Below are 17105 nucleotides of genomic sequence, written 5' to 3' on the forward strand. Positions count from 1 at the left end.
CATTCAAGATACAGCGGGGAATGATGCGAGTAGTATTACGCAGACGGCTTTACCATCAGACGATAACCACTCGAATATTGATCTTACTGCACCACAATTACAAAGCGTAGAAGTCAATTTAGTAGGGCAATTGGTATTCCATTACAATGAAGCATTGGATGGAACTAATCTACCGAATGCAACTGATTTTAGTGTTACGGTCAATGGTCAGACTGTGAGTCCAAATACAATTACGATTTCAGGTAATGATGTTCTGCTCAGTTTCATTCCAGCGATTGGAATAGGACAAAGTGTGAGTTATGGCTATACCGATCCAAGTGTAAATAACGATACATCAGCCATTCAAGATGTTGCGGGGAATGATGCTGGAAGCATTCCACAAACCACATTGCCAATGGATGACAACCATTCAACAATTGATAGCACAGCGCCACAATTACAAAGCGTAGAAGTGAATACAGCAGGGCAATTGGTATTCCATTACAACGAAACTTTAGATGGAAACAACCCACCCAATGCCAATGATTTTAGTATCACGGTCAATGGTCAAGTTGTTATTCCAACTGCAATTACAATCACGGGCAACGATGTCTTATTGAGCTTCATTCCAGCAATTGGCATTGGACAAACGGTTACGTATAGCTACACCGATCCAAGTATAAATAACGATACATCAGCCATTCAAGACACAGCGGGGAATGATGCTGCAAGTATTCCATTAATAAACTTACCGACTGACGATAACCATTCAACAATTGATAGCACAGCGCCAATATTACAAAGCGTTGAAGTCAATCCCGCTGGACAATTGGTATTCCATTACAACGAAGCCTTGGATGGAAACAACCCACCCAATGCCAATGATTTTAGTATCACGGTTAATGGTCAAACCGTTACGCCAAGCAGTATCAGCGTGACAGGTAACGATGTTTTATTGAGCTTCGTTCCAGCGATTGGAATAGGACAAACGGTCACATATAGCTACACCGATCCAAGTGTAAATAACGATACATCAGCCATTCAAGATGCTGCGGGGAATGATGCGAGTAGTATTGCACAGACGACTTTACCAGCAGACGATAACCATTCAACAATTGATAGTACAGCGCCACAATTACAAAGCGTTGAAGTCAATTCTGCTGGACAATTGGTATTCCATTACAACGAAACTTTAGATGGAAACAATCTACCGAATGCGACTGATTTTAATATCACGGTTAATGGTCAAATCGTTACGCCAAGCAGTATCAACGTGATAGGCAATGATGTATTCCTGAGTTTTATTCCAGCAATTGGAATAGGACAAAGTGTGAGTTATGGCTACACCGATCCAAGTGCGAATAATGATACATCAGCCATTCAAGATGTTGCGGGGAATGATGCGAGTAGTATTCCATTAACGAACTTACCGACTGATGACAACCACTCGAATGTGGATAGCACAGCGCCACAATTACAAAGCGTTGAAGTCAATCCAGCAGGGCAATTGGTATTCCATTATAACGAAGCCTTGGATGGTACAAATCTACCGAATGCGACTGATTTTAGTATCACGGTCAATGGTCAAGTTGTTGTTCCAACTGCAATTACAATCACGGGCAACGATGTCTTATTGAGCTTCATTCCAGCAATTGGCATTGGACAAACGGTTACGTATAGCTATACAGATCCAAGTGCAAATAATGATACATCAGCCATTCAAGATGTTGCAGGGAATGATGCAAGTAGTATTCCACTAACAAACTTACCGACTGACGATAACCATTCAAATATTGATAGTACAGTACCAAACTTTGTGAGTGCATCAGTTGACACGTTGGGCACAACACTGACGTTGACCTATAACGAAATTCTAGATGACGGTAACTTACCATCAGTAAGTAACTTTACAGTAACCGCTGGTGGGATCGTCGTCAATGTCGTTGGGATTAGCGTGAGTGGTCAAGATGTGATTTTGAGCCTCAGTCAAGCAGTAACGACAGGGCAAAATGTACAAGTTTCCTATACAGACCCAAGTGTAAATAATGATATTAATGCGATTCAAGACATCGTAGGGAACGATGCCTCAGACTTAAGCTCAACACTAGTCAATAATAACTCTACAGTAGCAACAGCTGACAGCACAGCACCTGTTTTACAAAACGTTGAAGTCAATCCAGCAGGGCAATTGGTATTCCATTACAACGAAGCATTGGATGGTGTGAATCTACCGAATGCGACTGATTTTAATATCACGGTTAATGGTCAAGTTGTTGTTCCAACTGCAATTACAATCACAGGTAACGATGTATTATTGAGTTTCATTCCAGCGATTGGGATAGGACAAAGCGTTACGTATAGCTACACCGATCCAAGTGCGAATAATGATACATCCGCTATTCAAGATGTTGCGGGGAATGATGCTACAAGCATTCCACAAACTACTTTGCCAACGGATGACAACCATTCAACAATTGATAGCTCAGCGCCAATATTACAAAGCGTTGAAGTCAATTCTGCTGGACAATTGGTATTCCATTACAACGAAACTTTAGATGGAAACAATCTACCAAATGCGACTGATTTTAGTGTTACAGTTAATGGTCAAATCGTTACGCCAAGCAGTATCAACGTGACAGGTAACGATGTATTCCTGAGTTTTATTCCTGCAATTGGCACTGGACAAAGCGTCACATATAGCTACACCGATCCAAGTGCAAATAATGATACATCAGCCATTCAAGACACAGCGGGGAATGACGCTGCAAGTATTCCATTAACAAACTTACCGACTGACGATAACCACTCGAATGTTGATGTTACGCCACCGCCTGCACCGATTATTCTGGGTGCGGAAGATAATGTAGGGACATTCGGCAATATTTACTCAGGTAGCCTGACGGATGATTTAAGTCCAACTATTTATGGTGTTGCGGAAGAAAACAGTATTGTCACTGTTTTTGTAAATAATCTTGAGGTCGGTACTGCAATTGCAGATGGTTCAGGTCGCTGGAGTTATGAACCAACATTAACCAATACAACGTTTAGAAGCGTTCAGGGTTCTCATTTCCAAATTACAGCAACTGCTACAGATGCTTCACATAATGTTAGCCCAATCAGCAATATTTTTGATATAGGAACATATCAAGTCAGTACCACACAGAATCCGACCACAGTACTAGATAAGGATAGTTTATTAGGTTTAGTGGGACTCGATGCCCTTGGACTTATCCGATTAGATAATCAGCCCATAGCTGCTTATGATCTAAATAATGATTTGAAAAAAGTTGTTATTAAAAATGAACAGCTCATTGCATTAGATTCAACGATCAAATATTCGCAATCTGTAGCAGATTTACTTGGTTTGCAGATTAATTATAAGGAAGGAGACATTTTATCGCTATTAGGGATTAAAGTAGGATCAGTGGCCACTTTGGAAATTACAGCTAAAGATGATGGCATAGTGTCTAACAATGAAATAACAGAATTTCTTGCTTCTGTTTATATTCCAAGTCTACTCAATGTCACTGTATTACCAACATTAAGTATTGAAGCATGGGACAGTCGTTATATTAGCGATACCAATAAAGATAGTAATGGTCAAATTGTTGGATATAGCAAAACAGATGCAATTTCGCTTACAGATGTTCAATTATTAAGTGGAACAAAAATAGATATTTACGACCAATTTTCTGATTTTGATCAACATCTGAGTACTTCCAATGTACGAGTTTATGGAACAACTGGAAATGACTCAATTCAAGGTGGTGCATTTAATGATATTTTACGGGGGGGAGATGGTGCTGACACTTTACAGGGCAATGCAGGCAATGACTGGTTAGAAGGTGGTAAAGATAATGACTCTTTAACGGGAGGAATCGGTTCAGATACAGCAATTTACCATGTGCTTGTTGCGAATGATGCAACAGGTGGAAATGGTGTAGATACATGGACTGATTTTCACAAAGGAAATGTGATAACGGATATTGAAGCGGATAAAATTGATATCACTGAATTACTTGAGAACTCGGCGAATATTGGAAATATCCAACAATATGTATCGGTGACGTATGATGCTTTAAAAGATCAAACAGTGCTGCAAATAGATCGTGATGGCTCAGGTAGCACTTATACCAAGAGTAATCTTTTGATTCTAGAGCATGTTAATACCACACTTGAAGAGTTACTTCAAAATCAGCAAATTATTTTCTAATCATTCAATTCTAAATAACGCCCTAAGCTCGCTTGGGGCTTTTTTATTGTCACTTAGCACAGAATTACAAGCTATAATCTAAAGGTATTTTATTTGAATCTTTTATTTTGATTATGACTTTTACACTAGCAACAGAAACGGCTTACGAAGAAGAGATTAAAAAAAGTCGATTTCAAGCGATTGCAGCACCTGTAGAAAATGAACAGCAAGTAAAAGAATTTTTAGAAAAGCATTTAGATGTATCGACAACGCACCAATGTTGGGCTTGGAAAATAGGGCATAATGTTCGATTTAATGATGATGGTGAACCTTCTGGAACAGCAGGTCGGCCTATTTTGGCAACCATTGAAGGCAATGAGTTGACCAATACAATTGTTTTGGTCAATCGCTGGTATGGGGGAATTAAGCTTGGTACAGGTGGTTTAGTTCGAGCTTATGGTGGCTGTGCAGGGCAATGTTTATTATTGGCTGAAAAAATTGAACAAATTGAGAAAAAAGCAGTTTATTTTCAATGCCAGTTTAATGAGTGGGCCATTTTTCAATATGAGTTGAATTCGCAGCAAATTGATTACACAGAGCAATACACTGCACAAGGGGTGAGTGTTGAAGCGATGTTACAAATCCATCAAATAGAACCTCTTAAACTAAAAATTCAAGATGTCACACGTGGGCGAGAGCACCTCAAAGTATTGGAAGAAAATAATGCTTGAACAAGATCCATTGCTCAAATATAGAGAACAACATAAACATCGACTGAATTATATGCCATGGCTATATTATTCATTAAAGCCCAAGAATAGAGTTTGGGCAGAACAATGGCAAAAAGAATATCAAGACTATTTGATGGCGATGGAAACCGTTGAAATTGGCAAGAATTGTTTTATTTCTCCATTGGCGCATATCTTTGCGGAACCTGGTCGTAAGATTGTGATTGGTGACAATACCTTTATCGCCGCTGATTGCACTTTGCATGGGCCTTTGCAAATAGGCAATGAAGTGGCAATCAATCATCATTGTATTTTAGATGGGGGGCGAACAGGAATTAAATTACATGATCAAGTACGTATAGCCGCGTATTGTCATCTTTATGCTTTTGACCATGGAATGGATTTAGCTCAACCTATTTATCAGCAAGCAGTAACATCCAAAGGTATTGAAATTGCTCAGGATGTTTGGTTAGGGGCGCATGTTGGCATTAAAGATGGTGTAAAAATTGCTGCACATGCTGTGGTGGGGATGAACAGCATGGTGACTAAAGATGTTGCTGAACGAGAGATTGTGGTTGGTAATCCTGCCCGATTTGTGCGATATCGTGAATAATTGCTCAATTTCTATAAATAGATCATTAAATTACGGAATTTATTACATAATACTGTCCAAATTGATAAAAACTTATGCTAACTTAAAATAAACAGCCCAAAGCTATACAGCTAAAGCGAGGTTATAATGAACAGAGTAGTAGCTTGTATCGACTCTTCTCCATGCATTAATGCAGTCGCAGAAGCAGCGGCATGGATTGCTCAGGAAACTGGTCGTGAATTGGTTTTATTACAAGTATTGGACTATTACCCAGCGAGTTATCATCTTGGGGAAATTAGTGGCGTAATTGGTTTCGAAAGTAATGCGATGCTGTTAAAAGAGCTTGCAGAATTAGAGCAAAAACAAAGCGAACTGGCTTTGGATTATAGTAATAATTTACTTAAACATATCTCTGAACATATTCTTGAAAAATACGGTATACAAGCGAGTCAGATACAAGAAAAAGGTGATTTTCTAGAACAAAGTTTTAACCAGTTAGATGTTGACGATATCGCTGTGATTGGTAAAGTCGGTGAACGTTCTGCCGAGAAAAATAAGACACTGGGGAGTAATGTTGAAAACTTTATTCGGGGGACAAAAAGCTCAGTACTGACTGTCGGAGAGACTTTTAAGCCACCTACACGTTTTATTTTTGCTTATGAGCTTTCAGATGCTTGTCAGAAAATGTTAAAGCGGGTTGAAAAAAGTGATCTACTCCGATTATTACAATGTCACTTGGTTTATGTTGGCGATCATCCTGAAATACTCAATGAACCAACACAGCGTTTAAAAGATGCGGGTTTGGATGTGGTAGTCGAATATCGTTATGGCGATGTTGCGGAGAATATTTTGGAATACCAAAATCAGCACCAAATTCAATTGATTGTGCTTGGTGCATTCAGTCACAGTAAAATTCATCAATTTTTCTTAGGAAGTGTAACCACCACTATTTTCCGTAACTCATCAGTTCCATTACTGGTTGCAAAATAAGTTTTGAGTCAATTTAAGTCTTAAAATAATAGGTGATTAGTTAAGTAATTACTGTGATTTTATTCACGAAATTTGAATGCCACGTCTTTTAAAATACGTGGCATTTTTTATCAGAAAAATTAAAAAAAATCTTGTGAAATATTGCAATTTAAAATGCAATAGCTTTTTTTGAGGAGATTAATTTAATTGATTAAAAAACAAACTGTTGTTAAAAATATCGTATATTCATGTGTTTAATTGGTAATATATGAGTTATCCACAATTCTACAAACAAGTTCAGGGGATAAATCAGTGCATTGATTGTGCTGGCTAAAAATACCAATTCATATTGTCAAACAAAAAAATCCGCTATAACGATAGAGGATTTTTTAGATGAAAAATATTTTATTTTACAATGGCAATTGCAAAACCATCATGGCCTTTACTACCGACAGTTTGTAGGGCAGTGCACGATAAAATTTTTGGATGATTCTGCATGGCTTTATACATGTCACGAATCCCTTCGATACTTGGTTTATGATTTTCAGGGTCCAGTATGTCACCTGCACGAATCACATTGTCTAAAACGATTACTGTACCAGCGTGAGAAAATTTTAAACTGAGTTCCAAATATTCAGGATAACTTTGTTTATCAGCATCAACAAAAATAAAATCGAAAGGTTCAGTATTTTCAGCTAAGGCATTTAATATATCAGCCGCACGCCCAACTTTAAGTTCGATCGTTTGTGGAAGTTGAGCTCGATCAATGTTTTCTTGCCCTAAAGCGGCATGGGTGTCTCGGCCTTCAATCGTTAAAATATAACCATCTTTAGGCAATGCTCGTGCTAACCACATGGTGCTATATGCAGCAAATGTCCCTAATTCCAAAACACGTTTACATTGATTCATTTGAATAAGCATTTGTAAAAGCATGCCTTGGTTTGCAGCAACAGCAAGATGATCTGGAAAACCTTTATCCTCAGTATTTTTGAGTGTTTGAGTCAAAATTGGGTCTTCAGGGATTAAATGTGATTCGATGTAACTATCGATGTCTGACCACATTTGTTGCATGTTGTACCGCCTCATTAGAGTCACTGGGTTTGTGTAATGTGCATTTTAATGGTTTATACGTAGAGTGCAATTTTCATGGAAACTTTTGGATAATATTTAAGCATTATTTTGGCTAAAGATTTATATAAAAATTGAATTGAAAGATTACTTGAGTAGAGTAACTTTTTTCTTAAAGTGAACAGCCAAATAAAAAGAGATCAAATGATCTCTTTTATATTCTAAAAATGGCAATTTAAAACAGTCAGCATTCAAATACGATTAGAAATTACACATCGAACTATTACGGGTTAAATCAGGTCCCCAAGTACGGTAGCCTTGTGTGTCAATATGAATTTGACCAGAAGCATATAAACCCAGTCCCATATTTAAGCTTTGTCCATACTGCGACCAGAATTGACAGAGTTTGAATTTGGTATTTTCAATATATGCATAATCTTCAGGTTGCGGATATTCAGGCCCAATACGGAAATCGATTGCCGAATTAAACAAATGGCGTGAAGAACTTGCACCACCAGCACATTGGTTTAAGGGTAAATCACGATACACCGATGTCACTGTGAAATCTGTGAGTACTTTTGAAGCCACTAAATATTTAAATACTTTTAAAGTCGGTAATTGATTCCGCCAAATTTCTTCACTTGGAATCATATATTCAGATTTACCACATTTGTCCCAATCACGGGCCGTTTTAAAAAGTTCAAAACTTGGAATAATATTTCCAACGCTATTCTTTTCAAGAAAACGTTCATAATCACGGGCACGTGACTGATTAGAACCGATCATGAGCCAATTACGATATGAGTTGGGCATGACTTTAGGTGGAATAGCACGTTCAATCATAATTTTTTCCTGAGGAATATAAATTCGATGGCCATGAGGTGTACTAATCGTTGGACCTTTTTGGGGAGAAGACGTACAAGCAGTCAAAAGTGTTGCAAAAAAACTGACTGTAAGCAGACCTTTTAGAATATTTTTCATTCTCAATATTAGCTAAAGAAGGTAACGGGCTATTCTAGACTAGTTTGAATCTCGTAATATGGATAAATTGCAAATAAATGTACAATTTGTTTATTCAAATGAAAAAAGACCAGCTTAAGCTGATCTTTAATCTCAAAAAATTACTTTTCTAAGTATTGTAATTTATCAGGTTTACCATTCCACTCTTCACGATCCGCAGGTTGATCGCCAATTTGAGTGATGTTAGGCCATTTCTGAGCCAACTCAGCATTTAATTCAATAAAGACTTCTTGACCTTCTGGTAGCTCGTCTTCAGAAAAGATTGCATTTGCAGGACATTCAGGTTCGCAAAGTGCACAGTCAATACATTCATCCGGACTAATGACAAGGAAATTCGGACCTTCATAAAAACAGTCAACAGGACATACTTCTACGCAGTCTTGGTATTTACACTTGATACAATTTTCAGTGACAACAAAGGTCATGGCGTCAGCTACCTAAAAATATGGTTCTAATTAATAATGGTGTATTTTAGGCAAAAAGTACCCCAACTAACAATTGCTTTTATTGATATTTATTATATGCAGGACTGCTAATTTTGATAAAAAAAGAATAAACAGACTATTTTTCACTCAAAAAGTGCAAAGCTCGACTTAATTATCCAGCTTTGCACTTTTTTGAATAAGGCTAGAACAATAAAAACTAAGGCTGTTTTAAAAGTTCTTTCAGTGCATACAGTTGGGCAAGGGCTTCACGAGGGGTTAAATCATCCACATCAATCACGGATAATGCGTCTAAAACAGGTGATGCTTTTTCCACCTCAATCACTTTTTCAATGATTTCAGGTTCAGCTTGAAAAACCTCAGATTCAGCAAACAAATCATTTTGGATAACGGATTGTGGTTGCTGCTGTTGTTTTTCTAAAATTTTTAAGCGTTTTTGTGCTTCTTTAATCACACTCGCAGGAATACCAGCAAGTTTTGCAACTTGTAAACCATGACTTTGGCTTGCAGGGCCGTGTTGTACTTTGTGCAAAAGAATTAAATTACCATTGAGTTCTTTTGCTGTGACGTGATAGTTATCAATTGCTGATTCTTTAGCCAGTTCTGTAAGCTCAAAATAATGTGTTGCAAACAGACATAGACATTTGATTCGCTTGGTTAAATCGAGTACACATGCCCATGCGAGGGATAAACCATCATAAGTACTGGTACCACGACCAACTTCATCCATCAATACTAATGATTGATTGGTGGCATGGTGCAAAATTTGAGAAGTTTCAGTCATTTCCACCATAAACGTTGATTTGCCAGTAGATAAATCATCGGCAGAACCAATACGTGTGAAAATACGATCGATTGGACCTAACTTTGCAGCTTTAGCAGGTACAAAGCTACCACAGTAAGCAAGTAAGCTAATCAATGCTGTTTGACGCATAAATGTCGATTTACCCCCCATGTTAGGGCCTGTAATGATCGCCATACGATGATTAAAATCAAGCAGTGCGTCATTCGGTGTATACGGAGCTTTATTTAAAGCTTCTACCACTGGATGACGTCCGGCTGTAATTTTAATACCAATTTCAGGACTATATTCAGGACGGTTCCAACTGTGTAAACGCGCTTGGTGGGCAAAATTACACAACATATCGATGTGTGAAATAGAAGCACTCATCATCTGCAAATTGGCAATATCTGCTTTTAATTCATTCAATAGCATTTCGAACAAAAGCTTTTCGCGGGCAAGTGCACGAGACTCACTCGACAAGACTTTATCTTCAAAAGATTTCAGTTCAGGCGTGATATAACGCTCTGCATTTTTCAGTGTTTGACGGCGAATATAATGCTCAGGCGCTTGTTCCGCTTGAGCTCGCGTTAATTCAATATAATAGCCACTGACACGGTTATAGCCAATTTTTAAGGTATTGATTCCTGTAGCTTCACGCTCTTGTATTTCCAAATCAATCAGGAATTGTCCTGCATGATCCCTAATTTTACGCAGTTCATCCAACTCAGCATCGAAACCTTCTGCAATTACATTGCCATCCCGAAGAAGTACAGGAGGTTGTTCAACAATGGCTGACATTAGACGCTGATGCAAACCATTAAAATCACCAAGTTCTTCATTTAATTGCGAAATAAATGCTGATTTTTTAGTATTGAGAATAGGTTGAATTGCATGACGAAGGAATGGAATTTGTGCACAGGCTTGGCGTAATTGGACTAAATCACGGGGACGAGCACTTCCAAGAGCAACACGGCTTAACACACGCTCAATATCACCAATTTCTTTTAACACCAATCTCACTGGGGACTCATGATAACCCTGTAAAAATGCTTCAATTGCGTCTAAGCGGGCATCGAGAAGTTGTGTATCACGGATGGGTTGCATCAATGTACGGGCAAGTAAACGGCCACCCATAGCAGTTTGGCAATCATTAATTAAATGAAATAACGAAGTGCCGTGTTCAAACAATGGATCAATGATTTCTAAATTACGACGAGTGACAGGATCTAGTGCAATAAAATCTGAGCTTTGCTCTAATTTTATTGAACGAATATGTGGTAATGCAGTTTTTTGAGTTTCTTTGGCATAATGAATTAAAGAAGCAGCTGCAGCTTTGGCTAAGGGTAAATGATCAATCCCAAAACCAGAAAGTGTGGCAACAGCAAACTGATCGCATAAAGTTTTTTGTGCATTATTTAAATTAAAATCAACATTTGGACGTTTGGTTACAGGGCAATCGATTTGTTTTTTTATAGATTCAATAATATTTGGATCAATTATATCTTCATCAATGAGGATCTCACTTGGCATTAAACGTGCTAATTCAATAGCCAGTTGCTCTGTTTTGAATTCTTGTTGTTGAACTTTAAAAATACCTGCACTTAAGTCCAGTAAAGCGATACCAATTTGATTTTGTTGGAAGCATAATGCAACAAGATTTGAACTTTGTGTTGCTGTTAATAAGGCATCATCTGTGAGTGTGCCAGGCGTGATGATTCGAACAACTCCACGTTCTACGGGACCTTTACCTGTAACTTCACCAATTTGCTCACAGATAACGACAGTTTCGCCTTTTTTTACTAAACGTGCTAAATAGCCTTCAGCAGCATGATAAGGCACACCCGCCATAGGAATTGGCGCACCATTGGCCTTGCCACGATGAGTGAGTGTAATACCCAGTAATTTGGCTGCTTTTTTTGCATCATCAAAAAAAAGTTCGTAAAAGTCACCCATACGATAAAACATTAAAGAATGTGGATGCTGCATTTTTACTTTTAGATATTGCTGCATCATAGGGGTGTGAGAAGATAGATCAGCCGTTGTTTCTATGTTATTCATGTATATTAAAACCTTAAATTTAAAAATTAAATAGGGCTAATTGGAGAGTTTGGCTGTCTAACCAATTCAAATTATTTCTCTACAAAACCGAACTAACATTAGAAGAAACAGATGGTTTGAATTTGTTTCTATGTCTTTTAGATCGACAGTGTACAAGAAATCAATTTGATTCCTTACGGTTTACCATCTTAACAAATTGAGACTGATTCGCAAAAAGGATTACCGATAGGATTGAGGAAATAAGCAACAAAAAAACTTTTTTAGAATGCGTAATTGCTAGTTTGAGCGTAGGCATCTGTAAGCCAAGATCTATATGGATAATTTTTTAATTTTAACTAATTGAATATTAATGACTTAAAAACCTCATTACGATTATTTTTCGATGATTCATTTCTATCTTTTATACTATAGGGTACTATACTACAAGCTTTGAATGGATAATGATTTATGCCAAATCAAGTTGAAGATAAGAAAAAAATACTTCTGCGTGTTAAACGCATTATTGGACAAGCTCAAGCGATTGAAAATGCTTTAGAAGATGGTGTGGAGTGTGGGGCAATTTTGCAACAAATATGTTCTGTGCGTGGTGCAATCAATGGTCTAATGAATGAAATGTTAGAAGTTCATTTAAAAGATACCTTGGTCTCGGGTGAAACCACAGAACAACAACGAAGTGAAGAACTGACTGAGATCGCTAAGATTCTCAAGTCATATTTAAAATAAGTTTTTATTAGGAGAAATTCTATGAAATCACGTGCTGCTGTTGCATTTGGTCCAGGTGAACCGCTTAAAATCGTTGAAGTAGATGTTGAGCCGCCTAAAAAAGGTGAAGTCTTAATCAAAATCTCGCATACAGGCGTGTGCCATACCGATGCGTTTACCTTATCTGGTAGTGATCCAGAAGGCGTATTTCCTGTTATTTTAGGGCATGAAGGTGCTGGTGTTGTTGTCGAAGTGGGTGAGGGTGTAACCAGTGTTAAAGCTGGTGATCATGTCATTCCACTTTATACAGCTGAATGTGGTGAATGTCTGTTCTGTAAATCAGGCAAAACCAATCTGTGCGTCGCAGTCCGTGAAACACAAGGTAAGGGTTTAATGCCAGATGGCACAACACGTTTTTCTTATAATGGTCAACCCATTTACCACTATATGGGCTGTTCGACCTTTAGTGAATATACGGTAGTCGCTGAAGTTTCTTTGGCAAAAATCAACCCAGAAGCAAACCCTGAGCATGTATGTTTATTGGGTTGTGGTGTTACCACAGGTATCGGTGCTGTACATAATACCGCTAAGGTACAGGAGGGTGATAGTGTTGCAGTCTTTGGTTTAGGTGGTATCGGACTTGCAGTTATCCAAGGTGCGCGACAAGCAAAAGCAGGGCGTATTATTGCTATTGATACAAATCCTGAAAAATTTGTACTTGCAAAAGAATTTGGTGCAACTGACTTTTTAAATCCACAGGATTTCGATAAGCCAATCCAAAACGTTATTGTTGAAATGACAGGATGGGGAGTAGACCACTCTTTTGAATGTATTGGAAATGTGAATGTGATGCGTTCGGCACTTGAATGTGCCCACCGCGGTTGGGGACAGTCTGTAATTATTGGTGTAGCAGGTGCTGGTCAAGAAATTTCAACTCGACCATTCCAACTTGTTACGGGTCGTAAATGGCTTGGTTCAGCTTTTGGTGGGGTGAAAGGTCGTTCACAACTTCCAGATATGGTTGAGGATGCAATGCAAGGAAAGATCCAACTTAAACCATTTGTGACGCACACCATGGACCTAGAAAAAATCAATGAAGCATTTGATTTAATGCATGAAGGTAAATCTATTCGTACAGTCATTCATTACACGTAAATCATGCTTATATTTTCAGTACATCGTTATAGCGACGCGATGTACTGGAAACGAAAATTAAAAAAGGAGCACTTATTTCTAGACGTTTATGTTGTAAAAACGTCAGAAATAAGCTCCGATTATCTATTTGTAATAGTTCTTATTTTGACGGATTGTTTTTATTTGAATTATTTCTTTTTAGCCATGCGTGAGCGTACAACAGCTGTAAATATCGCTTGATATGACGATGGTAAAAGTCTTGCTGACCAGTCATAGAGTTTAGAATCTGGGCCAATAAGCACGCGTCTTTTATTGTTTTTAACCGCCTTGAAAATGGTATTGGCGGCTTTTTCTGCTGAGGTTAAAAAAGTCATTTCAAACTCTTTGGTTGCATCTTGTGAGGATTTTCCAGTGAGTTTGGATAACTTTTCAGAAATTCGGGCCGACTGAGCAATATTGGTTTTGATCCCACCAGGGTGTACGCATGTTGCACTAACGACAGAATTACTGATTTCTAAATCTTGTCTAAGAGCTTCAGTAAAGCCTCGTACAGCATATTTACTGGCATTATAGCCACTCATAAAGGGCTGTGCTGTCAAACCAAAGACACTCGAAATATTGACAATATGTCCTTCACCTGATTGTTCCAAATAGGGCAAGAATGCTTTGGTACCGTAAATAACGCCCCAAAAATTAATATTCATAATCCATTGATAATCTTTAATTTCTAAGGCAGCTACTGTGCCTGATAATGCGACACCTGCATTGTTAATAATCAAATTTACTTTGCCATGGGTGTCAAATACATATTTGGCCCAATCAAAAACTTGTTGCTGGTCACTCACATCAACTTTTTGGCATGTAATTTTTAAATCTTTAAAACGAGCTTTGCTTTGAATGATTTGTTTGGTTTCTTCAACTGAGTCTAAATGGAGATCTGAGAGTGCTAAATGGCAGTTTTCCTGAGCGAAACGTATTGCCAAAGCACGTCCAATTCCTGAACCTGCACCAGTAATCGCGACTACAGCATGATTAAAATGCTTAATCATTTAAACATTCCTTTTTTGAGTTTGATTAAGTTATAGGGCTTCTGGTCAATGACTTTTTTCATGTCTGACCAAATCAACTTGTTTAATATTTTTAAAGGTACAAACTTAGATCCTAACCATATTTTCATAGAATCATTGCCGTATACGATGCGTGTTGAGCCTTTTTCAATATGTTTAATTAAATATTCGGTGATTTCCTCAGGTGAAGTTTTTAAATAATGTTTAGAAAAAGCCTGTCCACCGGTAGACTTTGCAATATTTGTGTCAATTCCACCTGGGTGTAGTAAATGGACTTGAACACCACTATTTTGTAATTCACACATCAGCGCTTCGCTGTAACCTCTTACTGCAAACTTACTGGCGCAATAGTCTGAATGGTTTGGTGTACCAGCTAGACCGAAGATACTGGATACATTGACAATATGTCCTGTATGTTCTGACAGTAATTGAGGTAAAAATGCACGTGTACCAGATACAACACCAAAAAAATTAATTTTCATCACATGTTCATAATTGCTTAAATCCATTTGCCAAGCGGGCATATGAGCACCTTCAACCCCCGCATTATTGATGACAACAAAAGCATTCCCCAGTTTTTGTTGACATAAATTGGCAAAAGTTTGCATTTTATTTTGATCTGATACATCAAAAGCTTGGCTGACCATATGACAACTTGGTGTCTGATCTTTGATCAGCTGAATAGTTTCATCAAGTCCAGCTAAATTAAAATCATTCAGACCTAGTTTTGTACCAAGCTTTGCAAAAGCCAATGCATAGGCGCGTCCCATACCCGAACCAGCGCCAGTAATAATGATGACTTTATTTGAAAAATATTGTGTCATTTTCTTATTCTCAGTTGAATGCTTAATTAAATTTATGATGCTGTGGTTTAAAGTTTTTTGTCATTTGGTGATAGGTAAAACTAAAACCAGGGAACATTGCAATCACATGACCACTTTTACTTTTGTACCAACTATTACAACCACCAGTTTGCCAAACGGTTTTATCCATTTCTTTATGAATCATTTGTGTATAGTCATTTTCTGCTTTGGCTGTCACTTCAATACTTTGTTTACCTTTTTTCAAAGTCGTTTGAATTGCACTTAATACATAATTCATCTGTGATTCAATCACAAAAATTGCTGAAGTATGTCCAATACCTGTATTTGGCCCAGTGATAATAAATAAATTTGGAAAATGGGGCAGGGTCGTTCCCAAATATGCACGTGGAAATGCTTGCCAACTTTCAGCGATGCTTTGTTTATTTTCGCCAATAACAGGATAAGAAATCACACCATCCGTTGCATCATAGCCAGTTGAATAAATAATTAAATCAAGATCGAGATGTTGTCCATCTGTAGTATTTATTCCTGTTTTATCGATTGAGGCAATCGCTGAGTCTCGGGTATGCAAGGTGACATTGTCACGGCATAACGCTGGATATAAAGTGTTGGATAAAATGATACGTTTACAACCAATCGTATAGTCTGGTGTGACTGCTGCTCTAAGTTTTGGATCTTGAATTTGTTTTTCAATATGCTTAAGTGCTTGTTTTTGTGCAAATACATTAAGTGCTGCTTTGGAATATTTAAAACCAATCATGCGTGTTTCCAGTTGCCAATAGACAGCAGTGCGTACAGCTTTATGAATGAATTTATTGCCAATTAATTTTTGTTGTGCGTTGTTAAATTTATAATCAGGGCGAGGCATCACCCAATGCGGTGTACGCTGAAAAACATGTAAATGGGCAACATCGGGTGCAATAGCAGGAATCACCTGCGCAGCACTCGCACCACTACCAATAATTGCGACACGTTTACCTGTATAATCGTAATTATGATCCCATTCATTGGTGTGAAATGATTTCCCTTGGAAACTTTCACGACCTTTAAAGTTTGGAATCACAGGCGTACTCAATGGACCTGATGCATTAATAATAAATTGTGCACTTAAAACTTCATCTTGATCTGTATAAACATTCCAACGCTTCTTATGAGTATCCCATTCAACCTTTACCACATTACAATTGGTCTTTGTTTTACTACGTAAATCATATTTATCAATCACATGGTTGGTATATTGTTCTAATTCATTTTGTTCAGCAAACATCTGACTCCACGCATAGGGTTCATGCGAAATTGAATAAAGCGGGGATTGAACATCTACAGCAGCGCCTGGGTAACTATTTTGACACCATGTACCGCCTATAAAATCACGACGCTCTAAAATTAAAAAATCATTGATATCATTTTTTAATAAATTGATCGCAGCGCATTGTCCGCCAAACCCACTGCCTATAATAATTACTTGATGGTAAGACATATCTTGAATCCTTATTTTTAACGGTATTGCTATAATTTTTTGATCAATCTGATGACAACTGTCTT

At 37.7% G+C, this 17105-nt stretch carries 13 protein-coding genes; 6 read left to right on the forward strand and 7 right to left on the reverse strand.

All coding sequences use genetic code 11. The annotated features are described in order from the left end of the window. The 4 genes from D7V20_RS11520 to D7V20_RS11535 form a co-directional block, all read left to right on the forward strand. A partial coding sequence (locus tag D7V20_RS11520; RefSeq protein WP_120384429.1) for a beta strand repeat-containing protein occupies positions 1-4192 on the forward strand: 4192 nt, incomplete at its 5' end. Between the two features lie 113 nt (positions 4193-4305). Beyond that, on the forward strand, positions 4306-4902 hold the full coding sequence (locus D7V20_RS11525) for an IMPACT family protein (RefSeq protein ID WP_120384430.1): 597 nt from the start codon (positions 4306-4308) through the stop codon (positions 4900-4902). Beyond that, positions 4895-5512, forward strand: a complete 618-nt coding sequence (locus tag D7V20_RS11530) for an acyltransferase (RefSeq protein ID WP_120384431.1) — start codon at positions 4895-4897, stop codon at positions 5510-5512. The genes D7V20_RS11525 and D7V20_RS11530 overlap by 8 nt, the downstream gene beginning before the upstream one ends. Before the next feature lie 126 nt (positions 5513-5638). Next, the gene (locus D7V20_RS11535; protein WP_120384432.1) at positions 5639-6481 is read left to right on the forward strand and encodes a universal stress protein; all 843 of its coding nucleotides are present in this window, start codon (positions 5639-5641) and stop codon (positions 6479-6481) included. 384 nt (positions 6482-6865) lie between these two features. Here the strand turns inward: D7V20_RS11535 and D7V20_RS11540 are convergent, their stop codons facing one another. From D7V20_RS11540 to mutS, 4 genes are all read right to left on the reverse strand, one after another. After that, the gene (locus D7V20_RS11540; protein WP_120384433.1) at positions 6866-7531 is read right to left on the reverse strand and encodes an O-methyltransferase; all 666 of its coding nucleotides are present in this window, start codon (positions 7529-7531) and stop codon (positions 6866-6868) included. A gap of 258 nt (positions 7532-7789) precedes the next feature. Beyond that, on the reverse strand, positions 7790-8509 hold the full coding sequence (locus D7V20_RS11545) for a D-Ala-D-Ala carboxypeptidase family metallohydrolase (RefSeq protein WP_120384434.1): 720 nt from the start codon (positions 8507-8509) through the stop codon (positions 7790-7792). A gap of 140 nt (positions 8510-8649) precedes the next feature. After that, complete coding sequence (gene fdxA, locus D7V20_RS11550; protein ID WP_120384435.1) at positions 8650-8973, reverse strand: ferredoxin FdxA; 324 nt, start codon at positions 8971-8973, stop codon at positions 8650-8652. A gap of 217 nt (positions 8974-9190) precedes the next feature. Continuing rightward, complete coding sequence (mutS, locus tag D7V20_RS11555; protein ID WP_120384436.1) at positions 9191-11833, reverse strand: DNA mismatch repair protein MutS; 2643 nt, start codon at positions 11831-11833, stop codon at positions 9191-9193. A 447-nt stretch (positions 11834-12280) separates the two neighbouring features. Between mutS and D7V20_RS11560 the strand changes: the two genes are divergently transcribed. Together D7V20_RS11560 and D7V20_RS11565 are read left to right on the forward strand one after the other, a co-directional pair. Then, positions 12281-12556: a metal/formaldehyde-sensitive transcriptional repressor gene (locus D7V20_RS11560; protein WP_120384437.1), complete on the forward strand. Its 276-nt coding sequence runs from the start codon at positions 12281-12283 to the stop codon at positions 12554-12556. 21 nt (positions 12557-12577) lie between these two features. Then, a complete protein-coding gene (locus tag D7V20_RS11565; protein ID WP_120384438.1) occupies positions 12578-13690 on the forward strand; it encodes an S-(hydroxymethyl)glutathione dehydrogenase/class III alcohol dehydrogenase in 1113 nt (370 codons plus the stop codon). 167 nt (positions 13691-13857) lie between these two features. Here the strand turns inward: D7V20_RS11565 and D7V20_RS11570 are convergent, their stop codons facing one another. The 3 genes from D7V20_RS11570 to D7V20_RS11580 are packed head-to-tail and all read right to left on the reverse strand — an operon-like array spanning position 13858 to position 17040. Continuing rightward, positions 13858-14715, reverse strand: coding sequence for an SDR family NAD(P)-dependent oxidoreductase (locus tag D7V20_RS11570; protein WP_235831634.1), 858 nt, complete (start codon positions 14713-14715; stop codon positions 13858-13860). Next, positions 14715-15560 carry an SDR family NAD(P)-dependent oxidoreductase gene (locus D7V20_RS11575; protein WP_120384440.1) on the reverse strand — a complete coding sequence of 282 codons (846 nt, stop codon included), beginning with the start codon at positions 15558-15560 and terminating at the stop codon, positions 14715-14717. Before D7V20_RS11575 ends, D7V20_RS11570 begins: the two co-directional genes overlap by 1 nt. A gap of 22 nt (positions 15561-15582) precedes the next feature. Beyond that, positions 15583-17040, reverse strand: a complete 1458-nt coding sequence (locus tag D7V20_RS11580) for a flavin-containing monooxygenase (protein WP_120384441.1) — start codon at positions 17038-17040, stop codon at positions 15583-15585. Positions 17041-17105: the final 65 nt, after the last annotated feature.

Source organism: Acinetobacter rongchengensis (genome assembly GCF_003611475.1).
Lineage (GTDB): Bacteria > Pseudomonadota > Gammaproteobacteria > Pseudomonadales > Moraxellaceae > Acinetobacter > Acinetobacter rongchengensis.

Bases quoted from the DNA above. Each gene is read 5' to 3' on its own strand.
- D7V20_RS11525 (WP_120384430.1), top strand. From the start codon at position 4,306: ATGACTTTTACACTAGCAACAGAAACGGCTTACGAAGAAGAGATTAAA.
- D7V20_RS11530 (WP_120384431.1), top strand. From the start codon at position 4,895: ATGCTTGAACAAGATCCATTGCTCAAATATAGAGAACAACATAAACAT.
- D7V20_RS11535 (WP_120384432.1), top strand. From the start codon at position 5,639: ATGAACAGAGTAGTAGCTTGTATCGACTCTTCTCCATGCATTAATGCA.
- D7V20_RS11540 (WP_120384433.1), bottom strand. From the start codon at position 7,531: ATGCAACAAATGTGGTCAGACATCGATAGTTACATCGAATCACATTTA.
- D7V20_RS11545 (WP_120384434.1), bottom strand. From the start codon at position 8,509: ATGAAAAATATTCTAAAAGGTCTGCTTACAGTCAGTTTTTTTGCAACA.
- fdxA (WP_120384435.1), bottom strand. From the start codon at position 8,973: ATGACCTTTGTTGTCACTGAAAATTGTATCAAGTGTAAATACCAAGAC.
- mutS (WP_120384436.1), bottom strand. From the start codon at position 11,833: ATGAATAACATAGAAACAACGGCTGATCTATCTTCTCACACCCCTATG.
- D7V20_RS11560 (WP_120384437.1), top strand. From the start codon at position 12,281: ATGCCAAATCAAGTTGAAGATAAGAAAAAAATACTTCTGCGTGTTAAA.
- D7V20_RS11565 (WP_120384438.1), top strand. From the start codon at position 12,578: ATGAAATCACGTGCTGCTGTTGCATTTGGTCCAGGTGAACCGCTTAAA.
- D7V20_RS11575 (WP_120384440.1), bottom strand. From the start codon at position 15,560: ATGACACAATATTTTTCAAATAAAGTCATCATTATTACTGGCGCTGGT.
- D7V20_RS11580 (WP_120384441.1), bottom strand. From the start codon at position 17,040: ATGTCTTACCATCAAGTAATTATTATAGGCAGTGGGTTTGGCGGACAA.